Annotated in this window: 24 protein-coding genes and 2 tRNA genes; 2 read left to right on the plus strand and 24 right to left on the minus strand. The window is 57.5% G+C overall.

The genetic code is table 11. From position 1 onward, the window contains the following. Positions 1 to 165: 165 nt before the first annotated feature. The 14 genes from ACR0I8_RS04650 to ACR0I8_RS04715 form a co-directional block, all read right to left on the minus strand. Entirely contained in the window at positions 166 to 1,416 is a 1,251-nt protein-coding gene (locus ACR0I8_RS04650) for a type II restriction endonuclease (RefSeq protein ID WP_170689449.1), read from the minus strand. Further along, positions 1,413 to 1,895 carry a DNA mismatch endonuclease Vsr gene (locus ACR0I8_RS04655; protein WP_170689448.1) on the minus strand — a complete coding sequence of 161 codons (483 nt, stop codon included), beginning with the start codon at positions 1,893 to 1,895 and terminating at the stop codon, positions 1,413 to 1,415. Before ACR0I8_RS04655 ends, ACR0I8_RS04650 begins: the two co-directional genes overlap by 4 nt. Next, entirely contained in the window at positions 1,888 to 3,114 is a 1,227-nt protein-coding gene (dcm, locus tag ACR0I8_RS04660; RefSeq protein WP_170689648.1) for a DNA (cytosine-5-)-methyltransferase, read from the minus strand. The genes ACR0I8_RS04655 and dcm overlap by 8 nt, the downstream gene beginning before the upstream one ends. A 539-nt stretch (positions 3,115 to 3,653) precedes the next feature. Further along, positions 3,654 to 5,651, minus strand: coding sequence for an AAA family ATPase (locus ACR0I8_RS04665; RefSeq protein ID WP_170689447.1), 1,998 nt, complete (start codon positions 5,649 to 5,651; stop codon positions 3,654 to 3,656). Between the two features lie 146 nt (positions 5,652 to 5,797). Further along, positions 5,798 to 6,106: a hypothetical protein gene (locus ACR0I8_RS04670; RefSeq protein ID WP_170689446.1), complete on the minus strand. Its 309-nt coding sequence runs from the start codon at positions 6,104 to 6,106 to the stop codon at positions 5,798 to 5,800. Then, on the minus strand, positions 6,103 to 6,342 hold the full coding sequence (locus ACR0I8_RS04675; protein ID WP_170689445.1) for an AlpA family phage regulatory protein: 240 nt from the start codon (positions 6,340 to 6,342) through the stop codon (positions 6,103 to 6,105). Before ACR0I8_RS04675 ends, ACR0I8_RS04670 begins: the two co-directional genes overlap by 4 nt. Positions 6,343 to 6,459: 117 nt before the next feature. Continuing rightward, entirely contained in the window at positions 6,460 to 7,269 is an 810-nt protein-coding gene (locus tag ACR0I8_RS04680) for a hypothetical protein (protein WP_170689444.1), read from the minus strand. Next, on the minus strand, positions 7,259 to 8,461 hold the full coding sequence (locus tag ACR0I8_RS04685; protein WP_170689443.1) for a phage integrase central domain-containing protein: 1,203 nt from the start codon (positions 8,459 to 8,461) through the stop codon (positions 7,259 to 7,261). Before ACR0I8_RS04685 ends, ACR0I8_RS04680 begins: the two co-directional genes overlap by 11 nt. A 165-nt stretch (positions 8,462 to 8,626) precedes the next feature. Next, positions 8,627 to 8,701: transfer RNA gene (locus tag ACR0I8_RS04690), tRNA-Phe, on the minus strand. A 79-nt stretch (positions 8,702 to 8,780) separates the two neighbouring features. After that, positions 8,781 to 8,963, minus strand: coding sequence for a DNA gyrase inhibitor YacG (locus ACR0I8_RS04695; RefSeq protein ID WP_170462961.1), 183 nt, complete (start codon positions 8,961 to 8,963; stop codon positions 8,781 to 8,783). Beyond that, complete coding sequence (locus ACR0I8_RS04700; protein ID WP_170689442.1) at positions 8,960 to 9,982, minus strand: ribonuclease E/G; 1,023 nt, start codon at positions 9,980 to 9,982, stop codon at positions 8,960 to 8,962. The genes ACR0I8_RS04695 and ACR0I8_RS04700 overlap by 4 nt, the downstream gene beginning before the upstream one ends. Beyond that, entirely contained in the window at positions 9,979 to 10,557 is a 579-nt protein-coding gene (locus ACR0I8_RS04705; protein ID WP_170660876.1) for a Maf family protein, read from the minus strand. The genes ACR0I8_RS04700 and ACR0I8_RS04705 overlap by 4 nt, the downstream gene beginning before the upstream one ends. 11 nt (positions 10,558 to 10,568) lie before the next feature. Next, entirely contained in the window at positions 10,569 to 10,787 is a 219-nt protein-coding gene (infA, locus tag ACR0I8_RS04710) for a translation initiation factor IF-1 (protein ID WP_005978431.1), read from the minus strand. A gap of 90 nt (positions 10,788 to 10,877) precedes the next feature. Next, entirely contained in the window at positions 10,878 to 11,753 is an 876-nt protein-coding gene (locus tag ACR0I8_RS04715) for a carbon-nitrogen hydrolase family protein (protein WP_170689441.1), read from the minus strand. A 146-nt stretch (positions 11,754 to 11,899) separates the two neighbouring features. Here ACR0I8_RS04715 and ACR0I8_RS04720 point away from each other — a divergent pair, with 146 nt between their 5' ends. Continuing rightward, on the plus strand, positions 11,900 to 12,115 hold the full coding sequence (locus tag ACR0I8_RS04720; RefSeq protein ID WP_170462965.1) for a hypothetical protein: 216 nt from the start codon (positions 11,900 to 11,902) through the stop codon (positions 12,113 to 12,115). Between the two features lie 97 nt (positions 12,116 to 12,212). Here the strand turns inward: ACR0I8_RS04720 and ACR0I8_RS04725 are convergent, their stop codons facing one another. The 9 genes from ACR0I8_RS04725 to ACR0I8_RS04765 all read right to left on the minus strand — a co-directional run bounded on the left by ACR0I8_RS04725 (position 12,213) and on the right by ACR0I8_RS04765 (position 18,017). Further along, positions 12,213 to 12,812, minus strand: coding sequence for a GNAT family N-acetyltransferase (locus tag ACR0I8_RS04725; protein ID WP_170660874.1), 600 nt, complete (start codon positions 12,810 to 12,812; stop codon positions 12,213 to 12,215). Then, the gene (locus ACR0I8_RS04730; RefSeq protein ID WP_170660873.1) at positions 12,805 to 13,203 is read right to left on the minus strand and encodes a ketosteroid isomerase-related protein; all 399 of its coding nucleotides are present in this window, start codon (positions 13,201 to 13,203) and stop codon (positions 12,805 to 12,807) included. Before ACR0I8_RS04730 ends, ACR0I8_RS04725 begins: the two co-directional genes overlap by 8 nt. 3 nt (positions 13,204 to 13,206) lie before the next feature. Then, complete coding sequence (locus ACR0I8_RS04735) at positions 13,207 to 13,659, minus strand: arsenate-mycothiol transferase ArsC (RefSeq protein WP_170462968.1); 453 nt, start codon at positions 13,657 to 13,659, stop codon at positions 13,207 to 13,209. Positions 13,660 to 13,662: 3 nt separating this feature from the next. Next, complete coding sequence (locus ACR0I8_RS04740) at positions 13,663 to 14,142, minus strand: UPF0262 family protein (protein WP_170379879.1); 480 nt, start codon at positions 14,140 to 14,142, stop codon at positions 13,663 to 13,665. A 99-nt stretch (positions 14,143 to 14,241) separates the two neighbouring features. Next, the gene (gene hisD, locus ACR0I8_RS04745) at positions 14,242 to 15,543 is read right to left on the minus strand and encodes a histidinol dehydrogenase (protein WP_170689440.1); all 1,302 of its coding nucleotides are present in this window, start codon (positions 15,541 to 15,543) and stop codon (positions 14,242 to 14,244) included. A 53-nt stretch (positions 15,544 to 15,596) separates the two neighbouring features. Continuing rightward, positions 15,597 to 16,043 (minus strand): GNAT family N-acetyltransferase, encoded by a 447-nt coding sequence (locus tag ACR0I8_RS04750; protein ID WP_480702804.1) that lies wholly within the window; start codon positions 16,041 to 16,043, stop codon positions 15,597 to 15,599. 70 nt (positions 16,044 to 16,113) lie between these two features. After that, the gene (locus ACR0I8_RS04755; protein WP_170470878.1) at positions 16,114 to 16,590 is read right to left on the minus strand and encodes a DUF2948 family protein; all 477 of its coding nucleotides are present in this window, start codon (positions 16,588 to 16,590) and stop codon (positions 16,114 to 16,116) included. Beyond that, positions 16,587 to 17,855 carry a UDP-N-acetylglucosamine 1-carboxyvinyltransferase gene (gene murA / locus ACR0I8_RS04760; protein ID WP_170689439.1) on the minus strand — a complete coding sequence of 423 codons (1,269 nt, stop codon included), beginning with the start codon at positions 17,853 to 17,855 and terminating at the stop codon, positions 16,587 to 16,589. Before murA ends, ACR0I8_RS04755 begins: the two co-directional genes overlap by 4 nt. Before the next feature lie 6 nt (positions 17,856 to 17,861). After that, the gene (locus ACR0I8_RS04765) at positions 17,862 to 18,017 is read right to left on the minus strand and encodes a hypothetical protein (protein ID WP_170379886.1); all 156 of its coding nucleotides are present in this window, start codon (positions 18,015 to 18,017) and stop codon (positions 17,862 to 17,864) included. An 83-nt stretch (positions 18,018 to 18,100) separates the two neighbouring features. On the opposite strand from ACR0I8_RS04765, the gene ACR0I8_RS04770 reads away from it, so the two are divergent. Continuing rightward, a tRNA-Thr gene (locus ACR0I8_RS04770) sits at positions 18,101 to 18,175 on the plus strand. An 85-nt stretch (positions 18,176 to 18,260) separates the two neighbouring features. On the opposite strand, the gene ACR0I8_RS04775 is transcribed toward ACR0I8_RS04770, so the two are convergent. Continuing rightward, positions 18,261 to 19,874, minus strand: a complete 1,614-nt coding sequence (locus ACR0I8_RS04775) for an AMP-binding protein (protein WP_170689438.1) — start codon at positions 19,872 to 19,874, stop codon at positions 18,261 to 18,263. Positions 19,875 to 19,890 lie beyond the last annotated feature (16 nt).

A 19,890-nucleotide genomic window follows, 5' to 3' on the forward strand; every position in this document is an offset into this window, starting at 1 on the left:
AGTTTCCGGAATCCATCTCACATCAACAGCGAATGTCCGGATTTCTGAATCACTGTCCCGAAGCAAGACAATCCTGAGACCCCGGTGACGAAGGTCCGCTTTCGCGGCTTCCACAGTTTCCTGCTGCGGTGCCGCGAATTCACACTTTCCGCCCACTTTCGACTTTCAAATGAGTAGTTTCTGGCGACCCTGAAACTCGCACACCACTTTCAGAAAACCCGCTACGTCAAGTAGTGCACCCCGCTGATCATCGCGATAAGTGGTGTGAAGTGGTGTTGGCACAACTAACTGCAACTCCTGCTTCTGCATTTCAGAAACCTGCGACTTCGATATCGAAGGCTCCAGTGTGAGCAAATGTTTGGTCCGAATCCGATCAGCCTCCGCAAGGACCTGCCTCCAGCGATCCTTGCAGCTTGTTTTGACCGCAAGCATTGCAAGCTGATCACTTGGATACTGATGGTCGGCGTACTCGCCTTCACCGGGGAAAAGAAAATCTGCAGCATTCCGTTTCTCTGTGGTTGCTTCACGTGCATAGCTGACTGCGTGAGCTTGCAGGATGGCTTCCACATGATGCCCGAAGGCATAGCCAGCGCGCGACTTCCGACGGTTCTGAACGCTAAGCGAGAAATTCAGGAAGCCTTCCACATCGGCAAGATCCCCCTCCGTAAAGCCCGCTTTCAGCCGATCAGATACGATTTCACGTTCGAGATGGCGGAATAGCGCTTCCTCGTGTTCCATCCAGGCAACCAGCGCTCCGTCTGGATCAAGCTTCGGATCAACATCTTTTAGGGTTTCCCGGGCGAATAATGATAGTGAAACGGTTCCGGGAAACTTCCGTCCGCACCTATCAATTAACAGATCGAAGGCGTCTGGTTCGGAATCTTCTATCTCAATGCCCAAATCCGCCAGAACGCGTCGAGCCGCAAACCCAAGTTCAACTGCGTTATTATTGTCGAGACGGTGAGCGACGGATCTCCCTTCAAAAAGATCCAGCCCAAATAGCCACAGCAGTTGCTGGCCGATCGTTGAACCATCAGGTGTGATGAGCACCAAAAGGGTGTCATCTTGTTTCCTGGCAATTACGACCTGATCACCTGCCCGGGCCCGATGGACTACAGGCTCGGAATTCGCTGCGTAGTAGAGGTGATACTCAGGGCTTCGGCCTGCCTTGCCCCGCCGAACGTCACTCCATGTGCAAAAGGAAGCCAAACGTGGCGGTTCCGCGTCTTCATCATCTTCCAACCAATAAAAGATCGACTGAAACGTTTCCTTTTGGGCAGGCGCGCCAAGGAAAGCCCGAAAACCACCAACACCTTGGAATTCGTGCTGGTTTGACCGCTGGCGATTTATCTCGACTTCGGTAAGAATCTTGGCACCGGCCCCCTTAAAAATATCCGCCAACACACCGAATTTCACGGCGACTCCCCCAATGTTTGGTTTTCGAGCAAACCTTCAAGAATGAGATCGCCATCCAGCGTCTTCAACCAATCGGAGACGTCATCCAGAACATCGCTGACAGGACGTCGATGACGTCCTTTGAGAACACACTCCCAGATGATCCCTACACGCCAACCGGCATTGTGCAACGCTTCTTTGCTTACTTTATCCCGCGCGACATTGGCGCCAATCTTTTGACGCCAGAACTCTTTGCGCGTGGTCGGCCACTTAAACAGATGACAGCCGTGACCGTGCCAGAAGCAACCGTTAACAAAAAGTACAGACCGGTGTTTTGGGAATACCAGATCAGGGCGTCCTGGAAGATTTCGATCATGCAGTCGGAAACGGAAACCGCGGGCATGTATCCCCCGGCGGATTATGATTTCGGGTTTGGTGTTGAAGCCCCTGATGGCCGCCATATTCCGGCTTCGGGTCGCCTTGTCGTGAACGTCAACCAACTCTGCCTAGTGTCTCCGTCTGGTTCTTTGTCAGCCACAGGATATGCGGTCGCATGATCCTTGCAACCTCAGCGAACACCGGAACCGCCACCGAATTCCCGAACTGCTTGTAGGCCTGGGTGTCAGAAACAGGAATCCGGAAATCTTCGCCATAGCCCATTAGTCGGGCACACTCGCGCGGCGTCAGGCGCCGCGGGTTTTTCCCCTCACCACGGCTAATCAGAATTTCCGATCCATCCTTGTAATACCGGGCCGAAAGAGTTCGGGCGATGCTTTCACCATCTACGAGCCCGAACCCAAACCCGTTCCCCCTTGCGCGGTGCTTCGCAGCGTAGTCCTGCAAGTACTGCCAGAGTTTGTCCGAAAGGGTATATTTTCCACTCACAACGGCGTTTTCGCCTAGGGTGTAGTGCCTTTCCGGTGTCTCCAGACCGTTTTCCGGGTGCAGGATGTCCCTCATAACGCGGTGTCCACGTCTTGGCAGGGCAATATCATCGAAGGAGAATGGCACGTCTTCCCGGAACCCGACCATTACGATCCGCTCGCGATGCTGGGGCACATAGTGTGCCGCATCAATTACCCGTGTCTGAAGCTTGTACCCAAGCTCATCCTCTAACTTGCGCTTGATCACCTCAAACGTCCGGCCCCGATCGTGGCTTCTGAGATTCTTGACGTTTTCCAACAGGAAAGCTGCCGGACGGTGCGCCATCAGGATTCTTAGAACGTCAAAAAATAATGTGCCCTGTGTCTCGTCATCAAAGCCGTGTCGCCGGCCAAGCGCATTCTTCTTTGAAACACCTGCAATTGAAAAAGGCTGACAGGGGAAACCCGCCACCAGAACGTCATGCTCAGGGATTGCTGCCGCATCCACCTCCCGGATATCGCCTGCGATCGGCCGGTTGTCGGGAAAGTTCGCAAGATAGGTCTGTTGGGCGAATTTATCCCATTCGGAGGTAAACACACATCGCCCACCCGCGCCCTCCATAGCTTTGCGCAAGCCACCAATCCCTGCAAACAGATCGATAAAGGTGAAGCCACCTTTGTTTTTCGGTGGGCTCCGTCGATCGACTTCCAACTCCAGCAAACGAATGACACCGTCCCTGGGTTTTTCTTCACCTCTGACCCAGCGATAAATGTGGCTCTCAGAATAGTCGAGGTGTTCTGCTGCCTGGGGTACCGAATAGCCCGCCTTCCTGAGAAGGATCTCAAAGTCCGTCATCTCTGCTCGCTTCGCTGGGAATTTTTCTGTCATTATGGCTGGGAGCTACCCTAGCCGCAAGAACATTATGAGCACATTTGGTGGATTTCTCATTAACGCACACCTGATCCAGGCTTTTGCCACCAAGTGCCTGTGCTTTGCGACCGCACATTTCTATTGCCGTCATATGCGAACTTCCCGTCAGAAATAGCACGCTAAAGCAATTCAGAACAGGTCCGGGACGTTACCTATACGGACATCTTATTCTGCTGTCAGGCGACACCAGGGGGATGTCAGCGAAACACCTGCAAACGGGTGTCTCTTAGGCCAGAAGAAAGACTCTCAAAAGCCGAGCTCCGCGCTGACCGCGGTGAGCGTAACACGACCGAAGGGACCCGTTTTTTGAGCGATAACTCCGTCGTAAACCTGTTCTGTGGGTGCCCCGCAGACCTGACAACAGGGACACCCCTAAAAGGGGGGTGTCCTGTCTGTCCGTCATGCGAGGGGCCGGCTAACTGCAGACAGACCGGACAATCGGCAGACTTTGTCTTTCTGTCCGCTCAGTCTCCTCCACTATCCTGATCCTCTTCGATGTCATCCCAATCATCGTTTTCCAGTATACGTGGAACGAACATCAAACCGTTCTCGACAGCAATCCTCCCTTTCTTCACAAGCCCTGAAAGAGCTCTGGATACCGCCTTTTGTCTGCTGGCGCGGTTATCACTACCTGATACGGTCAAACCATCCGTAGCGGCCTTTCGCCAGTCAGTTATGTTCAGCTCAACCCCGTCCGACATTTCCATGTAAAGCGTGAAGGCCGCTGCCTCAGCGGACGTGAGTATCGGATTGTCCTCTGGATCCCCAGGGCTGCAGGGCAGACAGATCGGTGCTTCCACAGATTCGCTGTCTATGTCGTAGCCAAGGTGACGAGAGCCAATTCTGAAAGCAAAGTCGAGGTCAGGTGATCCGTTTCGGTTCTTCCGGATTTTGCCCCGAACTATTCCGTTCCGGTCGGCAGTCCTGACCATTATTGAAAAGTCGAGGGCTCCGTTAAATACAGAGTGCCCCCTGGGTGTATTGCCCTCGGCTTTGGTTCCGTGATGAACAAAGATGACCGCCGCCCCAGTTTGTGCAAGGCGTTTTCCAATCTGCACAACGCGGTTCATACCTGCCGCGTCATTCTCCTCCAGTCCGGGCATTGCCATGGCGAGTGTGTCGATCACAATAAGGGAAGGCCGGACCAATCTGACCTGTTTAACCAGAGCCTCGAGGTCGGGGCTGCCCTTTCCCTCCACCTGACCTCGCGAAAACAGATCTCCGCAACCCTGAACCAGTTGGAAACCATCTGTTACGCCAAGATCGCCACAGAGAGCCGCGACGCGCCCGGCCATACCATCTTCATCCTCGCAAGCGATGTAGAACACCTGCCCCTGCTTAGTTCGCAAACCAAAGACATCCTCACCCCGGGCGACAGCGTAGCCAAGCCGCGGAGCAAACAGAGATTTGCCGGCCCCGGGCTCACCAAAGATGCATCCTATCTGCCCGGGTGCGATCAACATCTTGATAACGTAGTCACGGATGGGTAGCTCAGCACATTGGTCAGGGGTGAGAAATGTCAGCCCGCCGGTATCAGCTGATTTGGAAGCCTCCTCACCGAGTAGGAATTCGCTGCCTGGCAACTCTTCCGGGTCGTCATCAAAATCGTTTGGCGAAACTGCCAGCCAGCCAAAGTTTCTCGCTTCTGCAAACAGCGTATCGGCAGTCACAGCAGGAGCATCGACTTTTCCGAAACTACGCCACTTCCTTGATACTTCCTTAGAGTCGTAGCCGGTGTAGTCAGCACTCCAGGCCTGTACCAGGCTGAGCCCGGGCCTGGATCCGGCCGTCGCATGATGAACAGCCATCAGAATTCTTACCCACTGAGCATACGGCAAGTCATTCGGGATCCTGAAGAGCGCTTCTGCAAGCTCCGCCACCTTATACTGACAATGACTAATGTTCTGAGAACTGCTGAAAGATCGTGTGAGCGACTGCGGGAAGGCGGTCAGGAGCAGCTGAGCAACCCTTGGGTCACCTTTTTCCACCGTATACGAACCGGTTTTGCTGACTGCGCCCGGAGCTATGACGTAGCCCCCCTCTCCTCGGACATCTATACCGGCGCTGCTCGTCGAGTTTCGGATATCATCCGCGTTTTCAAAATAGAGATGCTTACCTCCGCCAGCGGTCCGAACAACCATTGCTGCGTCTTCGGGATCAAGACCAAGATCCAGATACGCGGCGACTCCGTCTTTGTGCTCTCGCACGTCGAGGTCGACCACGGCTACTCCGTTGGCTGATCCGGTAGGCAGTCCGGGAAGTGCATCAGGCCATTTTGTCCACCAGGCCTCAATCTGCCGCACATCAGAAGTGGCAACCTGTTTCCATTTCACACCGTTTTGCGGCGCCTTATTATTGGGGTTGCACGGGAAAATTCTGTATCCGGATTCAGCAAGCTGTAACGCAGCTTTTTCATTGACGGATTTTGTTCGACCGGCAGAACTGACTATGGATCCCTGCATTTGTCTTTCCTGTCTAATTCTCCGGTCGCAACGCGAACCGCAAAAGGGTCGTGGAACTGGACGAAACCAGAGGCAAAAACCACAAGTTAAAGAAAGAGTACGGCGGAGCCTGAGAAAGTCGGCTCCGGCCGCTCTGGGCTATCGGCTTAATTTCGAAAGCCACAGAACATCCTGTCCCAAAAGCCTTCCGGCGGCGTTTCGTACCGAACAGAACAGTACCAGGAACGCTTGCCTTCAAACTCGTGAACAAGAGTTGAAAGCAAAGCACGTTGGGGGCCTATTTCCGAAGCGAGCTGCTTCTTTTTCTCGATCTCCAGTCGTGCAAACAAATCCGCAGTTCGCTCATCTACACCGACTCCGTTCAGTTCTGCGATCCTCGCCAAGCGCAGGTCTTCGAGCGTGTTGAGATACAGCTTCGCCATGTCATCTGGATGCATTGGAATTATTCGGCTCATTTCTGATACCCCTGCCCGATGCTGACTTTTGCACAGCTTTCCACAAACGCGTGCAACCAGGATTCGGGCATGGCGGAAGCCCGGTCACTCAGTTTTATGAACGGCGGAAAGCGTCCTTCGGAAATCATCTGATAAATCTGACTGCGCGACAGTCCGACTTTTTCAACAACCTCTGCGGGCCGAAGCAACCGCCCGGTGGGCTGCACGTTCTGCCAGGGCGTTGTATCCTGTTGCATTTTCTGTCCTTTCCTGAAGTGGCCGACAAAACGTCGTACCGGCCACTAAAGGCTGACAGAAACCTTTACGCATTTCACGGGAACAAACCTGCCAAAAATCCGGAGGTATTTTCCTCTTTAATTTCCATGGCCTGACAAAACATCCCGGAACTCTTCTGAGAAAATTCTCCAGGCCGGGCCTTCAAATCCAGTGACCTGCGGCTCCATTTTTCCGGTGATCTGAAAATATTCGACGTAACCTGGTTCTGGTGCCAAACTCATCTTCATTTCCAGAGCATCCTTGAGTCGCTGCCTGAAAGTGTCATTTTGTACGGGGTGCCAAAGTGCCATCGCCCTGAGGTCGTCCGGCACCGAAACAGAGAAGCTCCGCTCTTCTATCCTCTCGTTCACAGTCTCTGTAGTTGCATTCAAAAACCGAAACACAGCTCCCCGACTCCCCTTTGACTTTCGGGAAACGACCGCATCTGGTTCTACACCAAAAGCCGCGTGGAAAAGACCGATCGCCCGGGGATAGAAGACCCATTTTTCAGCATTTGGCCGGGCACCACCAGACCTTCGACGCTTCAAAACACACTGTGCATCAGCCACCCACTTCTCTGCTTCAACGGCCCATGCTCGCGGAAGCGGGGGTGGAGGGTCGTCACTGTACAGAAAGTTACTGGAAAACTCCCGATAAATCGCAAGGACATCACTCACCTTTTTGACCTGGTCCCAATCCAGGCGGGCAGTCAGTTGCTCTCTGATCGTCCATTCAACACAATCGTTTAGCCAATGGTGAAAACTTTTCTCGGCGACTTCATCCAGAAGAGGGAGCTCTGTTTTTACGATGATGTTCTTCACATCAACAAAGGTCAGGAGTCTTTGCCACCCGATCGATTCCTGACTCAGGGTAATAAACTTTTCAGATTTTAACACTTCACCGATCATCCTGAGCCGCCTCTTTCATTCTGCTTAACTCATCCGCCCACCAGTCTGCCATTCTCACCCGTTCCTCCCAGTGTTCTCCCCGAACATAGGCGCGTCGCACGTCGTTGCCCTCAACATGAGCCAGAGCACGTTCAACCGCGTCTGCAGCCCACAGACCGCTTTCGTTTGCGAAGGTGCTGAACGTTGCCCTGAAGCCGTGTGCGGTTATCTGATCGGACGAGTACCCCATCCGTCGGAGTGCAGCGTTCAGAGTGTTTTCCGACATGGGTTTCTTCCAGGACCGCGCGGAGGGAAAAAGATAATCACTTGTTCCTGTATGCCGGTGCAGTTCTTTCAGCTGATCCAGCGCCTGCTGCGGCAACGGAACACGGTGAGGGCGGCGCATTTTCATTCGTTCCGCCGGAACACGCCATGTCGCCTCCTGACACTCAAATTCATCCCATGTCGCCAGTCTGAGCTCTCCGGGGCGCGGGGCCAGAAGGGCAAGCAGATGCAGCGCATGTTTTGTCGCAGGCTGACCCGAGAAAGCATCGATCCTGTTCAGAAGCAGGCCAAGTTCTTTCGGATCAAGTATCGCTGATCTGGAACGCACCTGCGGACGGATAAGCGCGCCTTTAAGTGCCTCTGTCGGATCCTTATGCGCGCGCCCGGTCGCAATTGCATAGCGGAACACTGACCCGATCGTGCTCCTGAGCCGACTGGTTGTTTCATAGGTTCCTTTGCTCTCAACCTGCCGCAGCAGGCGCAGAACATCCGGGGTCTCTATCTGCGCAACGGGGCGTTCTGAAAGCATCGGCTCAGTCTGACTGATGAGCCAGTTCAGCTTCTTCAGAGTAGCAGGCGCCCGCCCTTCTTTTTCGAGCTTTGAAACATACTCCCGGGCCACCACGCCAAAGGTCACCGCGCGTTCCCGTTCGGCCTCAATCCGTGCCAGTTTCCGCTCCTCTCCCGGGTCTTTGTCTTCCAGCAAAAGCAACTTCGCGGCGTCGCGTTTTTCGCGTGCAAGTCTGAGGCTGACGAGCGGGTAAGGACCCAGAGAAAGGAGCTTTTCTCTACCCCCAAACCGGTACTTGAGCCGCCAGAGTCTGGACCCGCCGGGATTGATCAGCAGGTGCAGACCGCCTCCGTCGAATATTTTGTAAGGTTTTTCGCGGCTTGCGGTGTTTCGGATGGCTGTATCGGTCAATGGCATGAGAACAGGAATCGAATTAATGTGGTTTTGAAAATACCCCCGGAAATACCCCCAGACCGTCTGGCTGCCCCCGGAATCACCTGAACGACGCTGGACTCAGAATGCAGCAAAATCATGGCGTTACCGAAAATATCGGACAGTGCTGGATGCTGCTGAAAGTGTAAATGGTGCCCGGGGGCGGAATCGAACCACCGACACGAGGATTTTCAATCCACTGCTCTACCCCTGAGCTACCCGGGCACGGGAACGGCAATTGCCATTGGGTGGAGGCCTTCTATGACTTGCACCAAGCAGTGTCCAGAGGCTTTTTGACATTTTTTCAGTGTGGACGGCGGGGGATGTCTTCGGGTTCTGAAATCGCGTCTTCGATATCCTCTTCGCGTTGCGAGGGCACGGCGTAGGATCCGTTCAGCCACTTCGCCAGATCCAGATCCGCACAGCGTTTGGAACAGAACGGGCGGTATTTGGAAACCGTCTTTTCCTGACAGATCGGGCAAGTCATTCCAGCACCTCGCTCAGAGGGATACGCCCACGTTTGCGTTGCAGCTCGAAATGGCCCAGCGGCGTCCAGCCTGCGAGCGTTGTTTCGATCCCATCCGCCTTGAACGCGGCGCGTAGGGCCTGTTCAAGACCGCGACGGTCTTTCTTGGGCATCGGGGCCATGTCGATAGTGATTTGCCCGCCCAGACCACGAACCCTAAGGGCGCGTGGAAGGGTCTTGGCGCAGGCGAAATTGGCCTTTGTGCCGGCTGCGAGCGAAGTGTCGGCGCCGGTGTTCACATCCACCGCAATAAGCGCGCGGGTGGGTTCGATGTATAGATGCCCTCCGCCCGGCAGAGGCTCTGCAATGCCTAGGGCAATGTCCAGCGCGTCTAGAACGCCGTGATGTTCGAAACCACCAGCCTCGGTCACGACATCCGCCGGGTCGGTCCAATCGCGCCAGGCGAGGATATGAGGGCCGTCGCCCTCGGCCAGGGTTTCAGGCTCGGTGCCCGGATCGTTCAGGACCTGTTCGGTCTGCGTTAGCATGGCGCCGATGTCTTCGGCGATGTCATCTGCATCCGCACCAACGCAGCATGACCGCAGAATCAGGCCATAGGCGCTGTCACCCATGACCTCGTGGGCGATTTCCAGCAGGCGGTCGCGCTCATCCTCATCCTTGATGCTGCGCGAGATGTTCAGGCCCGGAGCCTCGGGCGTGACAATCGCATAGCGGCTTTTAAACAGAACGCGATCGGTGACCGGAACGGCTTTGCCCGGTTCAGCAAAACCTGTCACCTGCACCAGCAGAAGCGCTCCGGGTGCGAGGCCCTTGACCTGACGCAGAAAGGCGGGCCCGTCCGGTGTGGTGAGGAACATGCCGCCTTGGCCTTTGACCGGGCGATCTGCGCGGGCCCGGTAGATCGTGCCGGGCGGCGGCGCGTCTCCGGCGATCAGAAAATCGTCGAGCTTGCCGTCGACCATCAACGCGGCTGCTTCGCGGCCATCGATATGATCCAGAACGATTGTGCGGCCTTTCATGGCGCCTCTCTGTACAATGGGTAGCCGATTGCCTGCAAAAGTGCGGCTGTCTCGGACAGGGGCAGGCCCACGATGCCGGTGAACGATCCGGAAATCCAGGGAATGAACGCCCCAGCCGGACCTTGGATGGCATAACCACCCGCCTTGCCCTGCCAGTCATCTGTCGCAAGATAGGCGTTCACCTCGAGATCCGACAAGCGTTTCATCTTGACCTGAGAGACCACGTCTCGCTGCAACACCCGGTCTCCGCAGCGCACCGCGACCGATGTCACGACCCGATGCCGACGCCCGGACAGAGCGTGCAGAAACTCGGCCGCTTCTCCTGCGTTTTCGGGTTTGCCCAGAATGCGACGCCCCAGCGCCACCGTGGTGTCCGCGCACAAGACAATATCTGCACTATCCGCCTGAACAGCCAGCGCTTTTTCGCGCGCAATACGGCTACAATAGGGAACCGGAAGCTCGCCCTTCAAAGGCGTTTCGTCGATGTCAGGAGGGCGCACGTAATCGGGCTGCACGCCAAGCTGCGCCAGCAGGTCCAGCCGCCTTGGGCTGCCCGATCCGAGGATAAACGCCATGAGGTAGGGCGTTACTTGAAGCGGTAGTTGATCCGACCCTTGGTCAGATCGTAAGGGGTCATCTCGACCTGAACTTTGTCGCCGGCCAGAACACGGATGCGGTTCTTGCGCATCTTGCCTGCCGTATGTGCGATGATCTCATGGCCGTTTTCCAGCTCGACCCGAAACGTCGCATTAGGCAGGAGTTCCTTCACGACACCGGGAAATTCGAGCGTATCTTCCTTGGCCATGTTGTCTCCATCATTACGTTGCACTCGCAGAATCTGCGAGGATCTGCGCTTAAATGAGCCTATTTTTCCCTTATTTCAAGGGCGGAATCATTAAAGCGCGGAGAATGTGACAGATTCGACTCGGGGGGATTGCTCGTCCCAGTGGGTTCGATTCAGGACATGCCCGTCGGCGCGGACATCGGCGATGGCGCTCAGGTCGATATCGGCATAGGTCCAGCCCGGTTGGTTCAACACACCTTCGGCCAGAACGCCCGTCTGTGGAAAGCCCTTGTCAGGCGGGCCAAAAATGCCGCCTGTGCCGGTGTTCATATCCACGGCCTCGGACCATTCATTGTTCCCCACCAAGGACGCCATGACCGTAACGCATTGATTTTCCAAGGCACGCGACATCGCCCCGATGCGCACGCGCCAATACCCCGCTAACGCTTCGGTACAGGAGGGGACAAGGATCAGATCCGCATCGCTCAGGGCGCGGCCTAGCAGGGGGAATTCGCTGTCATAGCAGATCAGTACGCCGATCTTGCCCAATGCCGTGTCGAACAGTTTAAGAGGGCCGCCGGGGGCGATGTCCCATTGTTCGCGCTCGAACCGGGTCATGATCTGCTTGTCCTGATGGTCCTGACGGCCATCTGGCGCATAAAGTTCCGCCCGGTTCACCGGACGCCCTGCACCTGTTGCGACTGGGGCCGAAGCCCCTAGGATGTACGTCTTGTATTCCTTCGCCAAGCGCTGGTGCAGGTTCTGCACATCTTCTATCCGGTCCGAGACCGCCTGAATCGACCGCTCCAGATCAACCGCCACGTCGGCCCCGTCCAGTGTCGAAAGTTCCATTGCGCCGTATTCGGGAAAGACCAGCAACTCGGCCCCGTTCCCGGCGGCCTGCGCCACCCAGGCGTTCAGCTTGTCCTCGTATTGCGCCCAACTGTCGAGCCAATCGAGGTCATAGGCGGAGGTGGCGACTCTCATGAATCTGTCCTTCGATACTGATTTGCCGGGACACTAAGTGACGATTGCTGGGCATGTACAGGCCCAACCTTTCAGTCGGACAAAACGACGACAAAGTGAATTGGAGGTCTAAGGCCCATGTGGTTTAATCGCACCCGGAGGGCACCATGCAAAAACCTGAAAGCTTCGAGAAGTTCTATTTCGCCAAGGTCGGCATGGGTGAGGCCTGCGGCTGCGCGGAACGTGTCATTGACGTCTATGAGTTCAATCGCAAAGGCGGCGCCCAGAGCAAAGACAGCGTGGTCCCGAAAAAGCGCAAGACCAGGTCACTCCGCGGCTGGGCCGTGAAATACGGTCTAATCAGTCGAAGGCGTCAAGGTTGAGAACTTTGCCTCGCTGGTCTTACAGGACTTTCTCAGAACGTGGCTGCAGTTTAAGCCTGCGTTGATTGGGTATGGCACCGGAGACTGCCGGCAAGGCTCATGCTGACAAATCCCGGATCCAAAACTGCAATGGCTTGAGTGTCTCGCCCTCGTCCCCGACATCTTTCCACGAGAATTGAGCGATGGCTCCGGGTAATGGTTCGTAGCCGCGGGATCTCCAGAACGTATCAAGTGGGTTATAGGATTCGGGCCGCATTGGGTGATCTGCCGGGCGTTGGACGCTGCAGAAGGCGCATTTGGTGAAACCCTGCGCGCGGGCGTGGGCTTCGCGCTGATCGAAGAATTTGTGACCGACGCCTTGACCTCGGTAGTCGGACAGAAGGACGGATTCGGCACAGTAGAAAATCTGTGACAGGTCCAGGCTTGTACTTTTAAACGCGGCGGCAAAATCGTCGGCGTGGTCGGTCAACGGCGCGCCCGTCGACGCTCCGATCAGGTGGTCATTGTCGAAGGCGCCGACAACGATGGCCTTGTCGCTGTCGCGATAGGATTGCAGGTAGCTGCGCTCGTATTCCAGATCGCCATCATAGAGGTAAGGCCAGGCCCGAAACACCTCGATCCGCAGTCGCGCGACGTCGTCCAGAGCGGCCTCGAGGGCTGCACCGATCAGGGGGCGGACGGATGTAACCTCAGCCATTCGAGACCTGTTTGGTCCAGTCTGCAAGGTTATAGAAGGTGGTGACGCGGGTGATCTTGCCGTCATGCAGGTCAAAGAACGAGCCTGCAGGCAGGCGGTAGGTCTGTCCATGCGCCTCGGGCAGGCCCTCATCGGTTTCCAGATAGGTGCCGTTGACGATGAACTCGGCCGCAGCGCGGGTGCCACCTTGGGCATCGAACACCACGATATCGGTCAGGTTCTCTTTGTAGCAGCGGTTCATATGAGCGCAGAAAGCTGCGAATTTCTCTTTGCCGACGCGGATCTGGCCTTCGTTCACATGATGGGCCACGTCATCGGACAGACAGGCCAGCATGCCATCGACATCACCGGCGTTGAAGGCGTCGAAATAGGTCTTCACGGTCTGGTTCATGGGTCACTCCGTTGGTTCGCCCCAGCGGTCTTTCAGATGCTTGATGATCTGATCGCGGGTCTGTCGGTAGTGATGTAGCTTTGATTCCCGTGTCTCGCCCATCCCGGTAGGGTCCATTATTGGCCAATAATCGACATCGAGGTGGAAAATCCGGGTCAACTCCAGCGCTTTGCGCTGACTGGCCGGGGACAAAGCGACGATCAGATCGAACGAGCTGAGGTCGTCACCCCATTCCTGCATCTCGTCAAAGGATCGGGTGCGGTGGCGGGACAGCTCAACGCCCATTTCCTGACAGACTGCGATGCAGAAGCCGTCAATATCCAGATCGTTGCGGACGCCGGCGGACTGCACATAGGTGCCGGTGCCGTAGAACTTTTTCATGATGCCTTCGGCCATCGGAGACCGAACCGAGTTGTGGTCGCAACAGAACAGAATGGACTGCGGCAGAGGCGTCACCCGTTAGCCTCCGAAATGTAGCACGCAGATCAGCGTGAACAGGCGTCGGGCGGTGTCGGTGTCTACGTCGGCCTTGCCTTCCAGCCGTTCCTGCAAAACCCGGCTGCCTTCGTTGTGAATGCCGCGCCGGGCCATGTCGATGGTTTCGATCTGGCTGGGCGGCAGAGATTTGACCGCGTCGAAATAGCTTTGGCAGATCTGGAAATAGTCTTTCACCACCTGCCGGAAGGGCCCGAGGGACAGGTGGAATTCAGCCGCTTTCTGGCTGTCTTCGGTGCTGATATCAAAGACCAGACGTTTGTCGCGGATCGAAAGCTGTAGGTGATAGGGGCCGTCGGGAATTGCGCGATCATCCCGCTGAGGCAGGTCAAAGCTGTTCTCCTCAAGCAGATCATAGATGGCGACCTTACGCTCCTGCTCGATCTCAGGGGTCGGCGGGGGTAGGTTCCGGTCATCCAGTTCGATATGCGAGATACGGGTCATTTTAACGGTCACAATCCTTCACGTCTGCTCAGACCTATAACAATGGATTTCAATGGGCAACGCACAGAAACGCCTCAAGCTGGCGATCTTTGCGCCCTATCAGCCGTTCAGCCGGTTCAGACGTGCGGTGACGGACAAACCATGCGCCTCGAGGCTTTCCGATTGCGCCAATGTCTCCGCCGCGGTGCCGATCGCGCGCAGCGCTTCGGGGGTCATCTGGCTGAGGGTGGTGCGTTTTAGGAAGTCCATAACGCTGAGGCCGGATGAGAACCGCGCCGAGCGTGCGGTGGGAAGCACATGGTTGGGGCCGCCAACATAGTCTCCGATGGCCTCCGGAGTGTATTGCCCAAGGAAAATCGCGCCTGCGTGGATGGTCTGTTCACTTAGGGCCACCGGGTTGGCCACGCAGAGTTCCAAGTGTTCCGGCGCGATGCGGTTCGACAGTGCGGCGGCCTCATCCAGATCGCGCACGGTGATGATTGCGCCAAAGTCGCGCCAGCTGGCCCCGGCGATGGCGCGGCGCTGTAGGGTCTCAAGGCGTTTTTCGACGGCCTGCGCCACGGCCTGACCGAACCCGGCATCGTCTGTGATCAGGATCGACTGCGCGCTTTCATCATGTTCGGCCTGGCTGAGCAGGTCCAACGCGATCCAGTCGGGCTCATTGTCCTTGTCGGCAATTACGAGGATCTCCGAGGGACCCGCGATCATGTCGATCCCGACCTTGCCGAACACCCGACGTTTGGCGGCAGCGACAAAGGCGTTGCCCGGACCGGTGATCTTGTCGACCGGAGCTATCGTGTCGGTGCCATAGGCCAGCGCGGCGACGGCTTGCGCGCCGCCGATACGGTAGATCTCATCCACGCCGGACAGTTGCGCGGCCAGCAGGACCAGCGGGTTTGCCTGCCCGTCCGGCGTGGGCACGACGATGGCCAGCCGCTCGACCCCTGCCACCTTGGCCGGAATCGCGTTCATCAGAACGGACGAGGGGTAGGAGGCCAAACCGCCAGGCACGTAGAGACCCGCCGCCGAGACAGCCGACCAGCGCCAACCCAGCGTTGCCCCGGCCTCATCGGTCCACTGATGATCCTCGGGCATCTGCTTTTCGTGGTAAGCGCGGATGCGCTCTGCCGCCAGTTCCAACGCGGCGCGGTCTTCCGGGGTCACCTGTGCGACGGCTTCGGCGATTTCGTCAGCCGAAAAGGCCAGTGTCTCGGGCGTCAGTTCCAGCCGGTCGAATTTTGCGGTCAGCTCGATCACCGCCGCATCGCCACGGCTGCGGACATCCTCGATGATCCCGGCTACCACCGCATCCACATCCGGGCTGTCTTCGCGCTTGGCCGATAGCAGCGTTTGAAAGGCGGCCTCAAACTCGGGCGAGGTGGTGTCGAGAAAAACGGGCATGATCTGGCACTCCGGAGCGTTTCACGGGGACATATCGCCCGTAAGGGTTGGTCTCAACCCTTCTCGGCCGGGTGCAGCGATTTGCGCAGGGGGAATTGGGTCATCCCGTGCCACTCTTCCACATCGCCCGCCGAAACCCAGCCATATCTGAGGTAGAAGGCCCGTGCTGTGTGGGTGGCATCCAGATAGGCCTGTGCGCAGCCTTGATCCGCCAGCTCCTGTTCAAGCCGGGCCAGCAGGGCCCGCCCGATACCACGCCGCACATGGCCGGGATCGACATAAAGCAGTGAGATCATCGAACCATGGCGCAGCCCGCCGACGGCCACGATCTGTCCGGCCAGCTCAGCCACCCAGATATCCGATCCGCTTTGTATCCAGCCGCGAACGGTCTGCGGGTCTTTATTGGATGTCCACAGCGCCACAAGTTCGGGGTCTTTGTGGTGATCCGCCGCGCAGAGATGGGTGATCGAGCGGATCAACACCTGGCTGATCTGGAACACATCGAAAACGGTCGCACGGCGCAGCTCCAGACCCGAGGCGGGTCCGGAGAAGGCCTGCGATATGCCGCGTTTATTCTGGATGATGCGGTGCCTGGCCTGAGGGAGCCTGATAGGGGCGCGTCACGTCTTTCAGGGTGGCTTCAATTGCCTCGACCGTCAGGCGGATCGCGCCGTCACCCGCAAGGGTCAGCAGGATCTGTCCCGCGCCGTCCTCGCCCGCCTCGAAATCGACCGAGAGCAAGGACATCACCATATCCGTGTCGCGGCGGTCGATCCCCTGACTGGCGACGGATAGCACCGAGTCGAACACCAGAACCGACTGCACACGTTCAAAAGGTCGGTCGCGGCGAGTGGCGGCATCCTTGTCCTCCCACCTAAAGCGGTTCAGCAACAGCCCGAAACGGCGCTGCGAGGGCTGCCATTTCATCTCGGTCACCGGGAACACCGCATCCTGTGCAAGCGATGAGATCACCTGCAGGTCATCACCGTCTTCGGCGCCCAGATTCAGTGGCGCTTCGCGGCCGTCTTCAAAACTTGCGTCTGTCATTCGCCCTTGATCCGTTCGATTTTGGCACCCACGCCTTCTAGCTTGCGCACCACATGCTCATATCCGCGGTCCAGATGATAGACCCGGCTGACAGTTGTTTCCCCTTCTGCCGCCAAGCCCGCCAGAATCAACGAGACCGAAGCCCGCAGATCGGTGGCCATAACCGGCGCGCCTTTCAGCTGCTCAACTCCAGAAACAGTGGCCGTCCCGCCATGTACCTCGATCTGCGCACCCATGCGGGTCAGTTCCGGTGCATGCATGAAACGATTTTCGAAAATGCGCTCCTCCAGAACCGAGGTCCCTTCGGCCGTACACATCAGCGCCATCATCTGCGCCTGCAGGTCAGTGGGGAAGCCAGGGAAAGGTTCAGTGACCACGTCCACCGCCCGCACGCGACCATTCTTGCGCGCAACTTTCAGGCCTTTTTCGGTTTCCGAAACGCTGACGCCTGCGGCTTCGAGTTTTTCCACGAAGGAACTGACCAGCGACATATGCCCGCCCAACAGTTCTACCTCGCCACCGCAGATCGCAGGAGTCAGCATGTAGGTGCCCAATTCGATCCGGTCTGTCACCACCTGATGGGTGGCACCGTGCAGACGGTCGACGCCCTGAATTTCGATCGTCGATGTCCCTTCGCCCGAGATCTGAGCGCCCATCTTGCGCAAACACTCGACCAGATCGACAATCTCGGGCTCGCGCGCTGCGTTCTTCAGGACAGTGGTGCCTTTGGCCAGGGTTGCAGCCATGACGATGTTCTCGGTCGCCCCGACCGAGGCAAAGCGCATCTCGTGCACCGCGCCTTTCAACCCACCCGGGGCCTTGGCGTGCAGATACCCGTCTTTCAGTTCGATCTCGGCGCCCAGAGCCTCCAGTCCTTCGACATGCAAATCCATCGGCCGCGCGCCAATTGCGCAGCCACCCGGCAGCGACACGACCGCCTGCCCGAATCGCGCCAGCAACGGCCCCAGTACCAGATTTGAGGCCCGCATCTTGCGCACGATGTCATAGTCCGCCGTCTGGCTGGTCAGATCATGGCTGGACATCGCGATCACCTGACCGTCCTGCAGCGCGGACACCTCGGACCCCAGCGATTGCAGCAGCGCTGTCATGGTCTTGATGTCGCTGAGGCGTGGCGCGTTGGTCAGCGTCAGCGGTTCTTCGCTGAGAAGCGTCGCGGGCATCAGCGTCAGGCACGCATTCTTGGCCCCCGCAATCGGTATCTGACCGTTCAGCGGGCCGTTGCCCGTCACCAGAATCGAATCCATCTGCTCTTATCCCTCGTCCTTGTCGGCTTTGTCATCCGAGGCTGCCCGCGCCTTGGCCTGCGCCTTGCGCCGCGCCATATTGGCCTTGAGCGCTGCTTTCAGTCGCTCTTCCCGTGCATCACCGGATTTGCCGTGTTTTTTAGGTGTATCTTTGTCTGCCATGGTCTTTCTCTACAGGAGGCGAAAAAAACCGTCCAGACACCCTTGCGCCGCGTTTCGTTTGAGTCTAATCACCCGCCCACGATGCTGCTGTAGCTCAGAGGTAGAGCACTCCCTTGGTAAGGGAGAGGTCGAGAGTTCAATTCTCTCCAGCAGCACCATGATTTCCCAGACAGAACCGAGACGTGTTTGCCAAGGTTTGAAGCTTTGCCCGAGTTTCGTTGGAGAAACCCGGGCAGAGATACGTCAAAGCGACAGTGTTTTGACACTATCGCGCAGTTGGAACTTTTGGATCTTGCCGGTTGAGGTCTTGGGAAGTGTTTCAAAAACAACCGCTTTTGGGGCCTTGAACCCGGCCAGATGATCGCGACAGAAAGCGATGATGTCCTCAGCGGTTGCCTCGGCCCCGTCGCGTAATTCGATAAAGGCGCAGGGGACCTCGCCCCATTTCTCATGCGGCATCGCGACCACGGCGGCGGCCTGAACCGCGTCATGGCGATACAGCACCGCTTCGACCTCGACGGATGAGATATTTTCACCGCCCGAGATGATCACGTCCTTCAGCCGGTCGCGGATCTGGATGTAACCATTCTCATGTATCACAGCTCCGTCGCCGGACCAGAACCAGCCTTCTTCGAAGGCGTTCGAGGTTGCCTCGGCGTCTTTGTAGTACCCGGCCATGACCGTGTTTCCCCGAATGGCGATCTCACCTTGCGTGGCACCATCGCGCGGCACCGGTGCGCCGTTGTCGCGGTCGATTACGGTGACCTCTTCGACCATCGGAAAAGCGATGCCCTGTTGTGCCTGCAATTCAGCCTGTTCCGCGGGGCTGAGATCGTTCCACTCTTCCTGCCAGAGGCATTGGGAAATGTGGCCGTAAGTCTCGGTCAGACCGTAGACCTGCATGACGTCAAACCCCATTGCGCGGGTCTTTTCCAAGACCGTAGGGGGCGGAGGCGCGCCGGCGGTCAGCACCCGGATTGCGGGATCAATGGGGGCAGCGTCGCTTTCGGCTTCGGCCAGCATTTGCAGAACGATGGGGGCGGCACCGAAATGGGTCACGCCATGGGTGCGGATCGCCTCCAGAATACGGTCTGCGGCCGGGATGCGTGTAAAGACAACCGTCCCGCCGAGCATTGCCATCAACCAGGGATGGCCCCAGCCATTGCAGTGGAACATCGGCACGACAGACAGATAGACCGGATAGGGCGGCATCTGCCATGCGGTGCCCGTACCCAACGCCATCAGGTAGGCGCCACGGTGATGATAGACGACGCCCTTGGGGCGGCCCGAGGTGCCCGAGGTGTAGTTCAGCGCAATCGCGTCCCACTCATCGTCCGGCAGATCGACCGGCAGGGGCGGAGCTGTGGTAAGCGCCTCATAGGTCTGGCCGCCGGGGCTTTGACCAGTGACCGCAGGATCGGCGATCTCGACCACGGGTATTGTGCGACCCAGCAGATCAAAGGCTTTGGACAGAAGCGGCACCAGTTCCCGGTCCACGATCACCAGCTTGGTGTCCGCATGGTCCAGAATATAGGCGATGGTTTCGGGCTCGAGCCTTGTGTTGAGCGTATTCAGCACCCCTCCGGTCAGAGGCAGGGCGAAATGCAGCTCAAACAGTTCCGGGATGTTCGGGCTGAGGACCGAGACCGTATCGCCCTTCTGCACGCCAAGCGCGGCCAACCCACTGGCCACCGCGCGAATACGGGCGGCGGTTTCCGCCCAGCTGCGTCGGATGTCACCATAGATAACAGCGGTGCGCGCGCCGTGCAGGGTTTCGGCGCGGCGCAGGAAGGACAAAGGTGACAAAGGCGCATGGTTGGCCCGTGTCTTTTGAAGAGCTTCGAAATGGTGACGCATCCGGATCCCGCCTGTC

The sequence above is a fragment of the Ruegeria sp. BG9 genome (genome assembly GCF_056538305.1).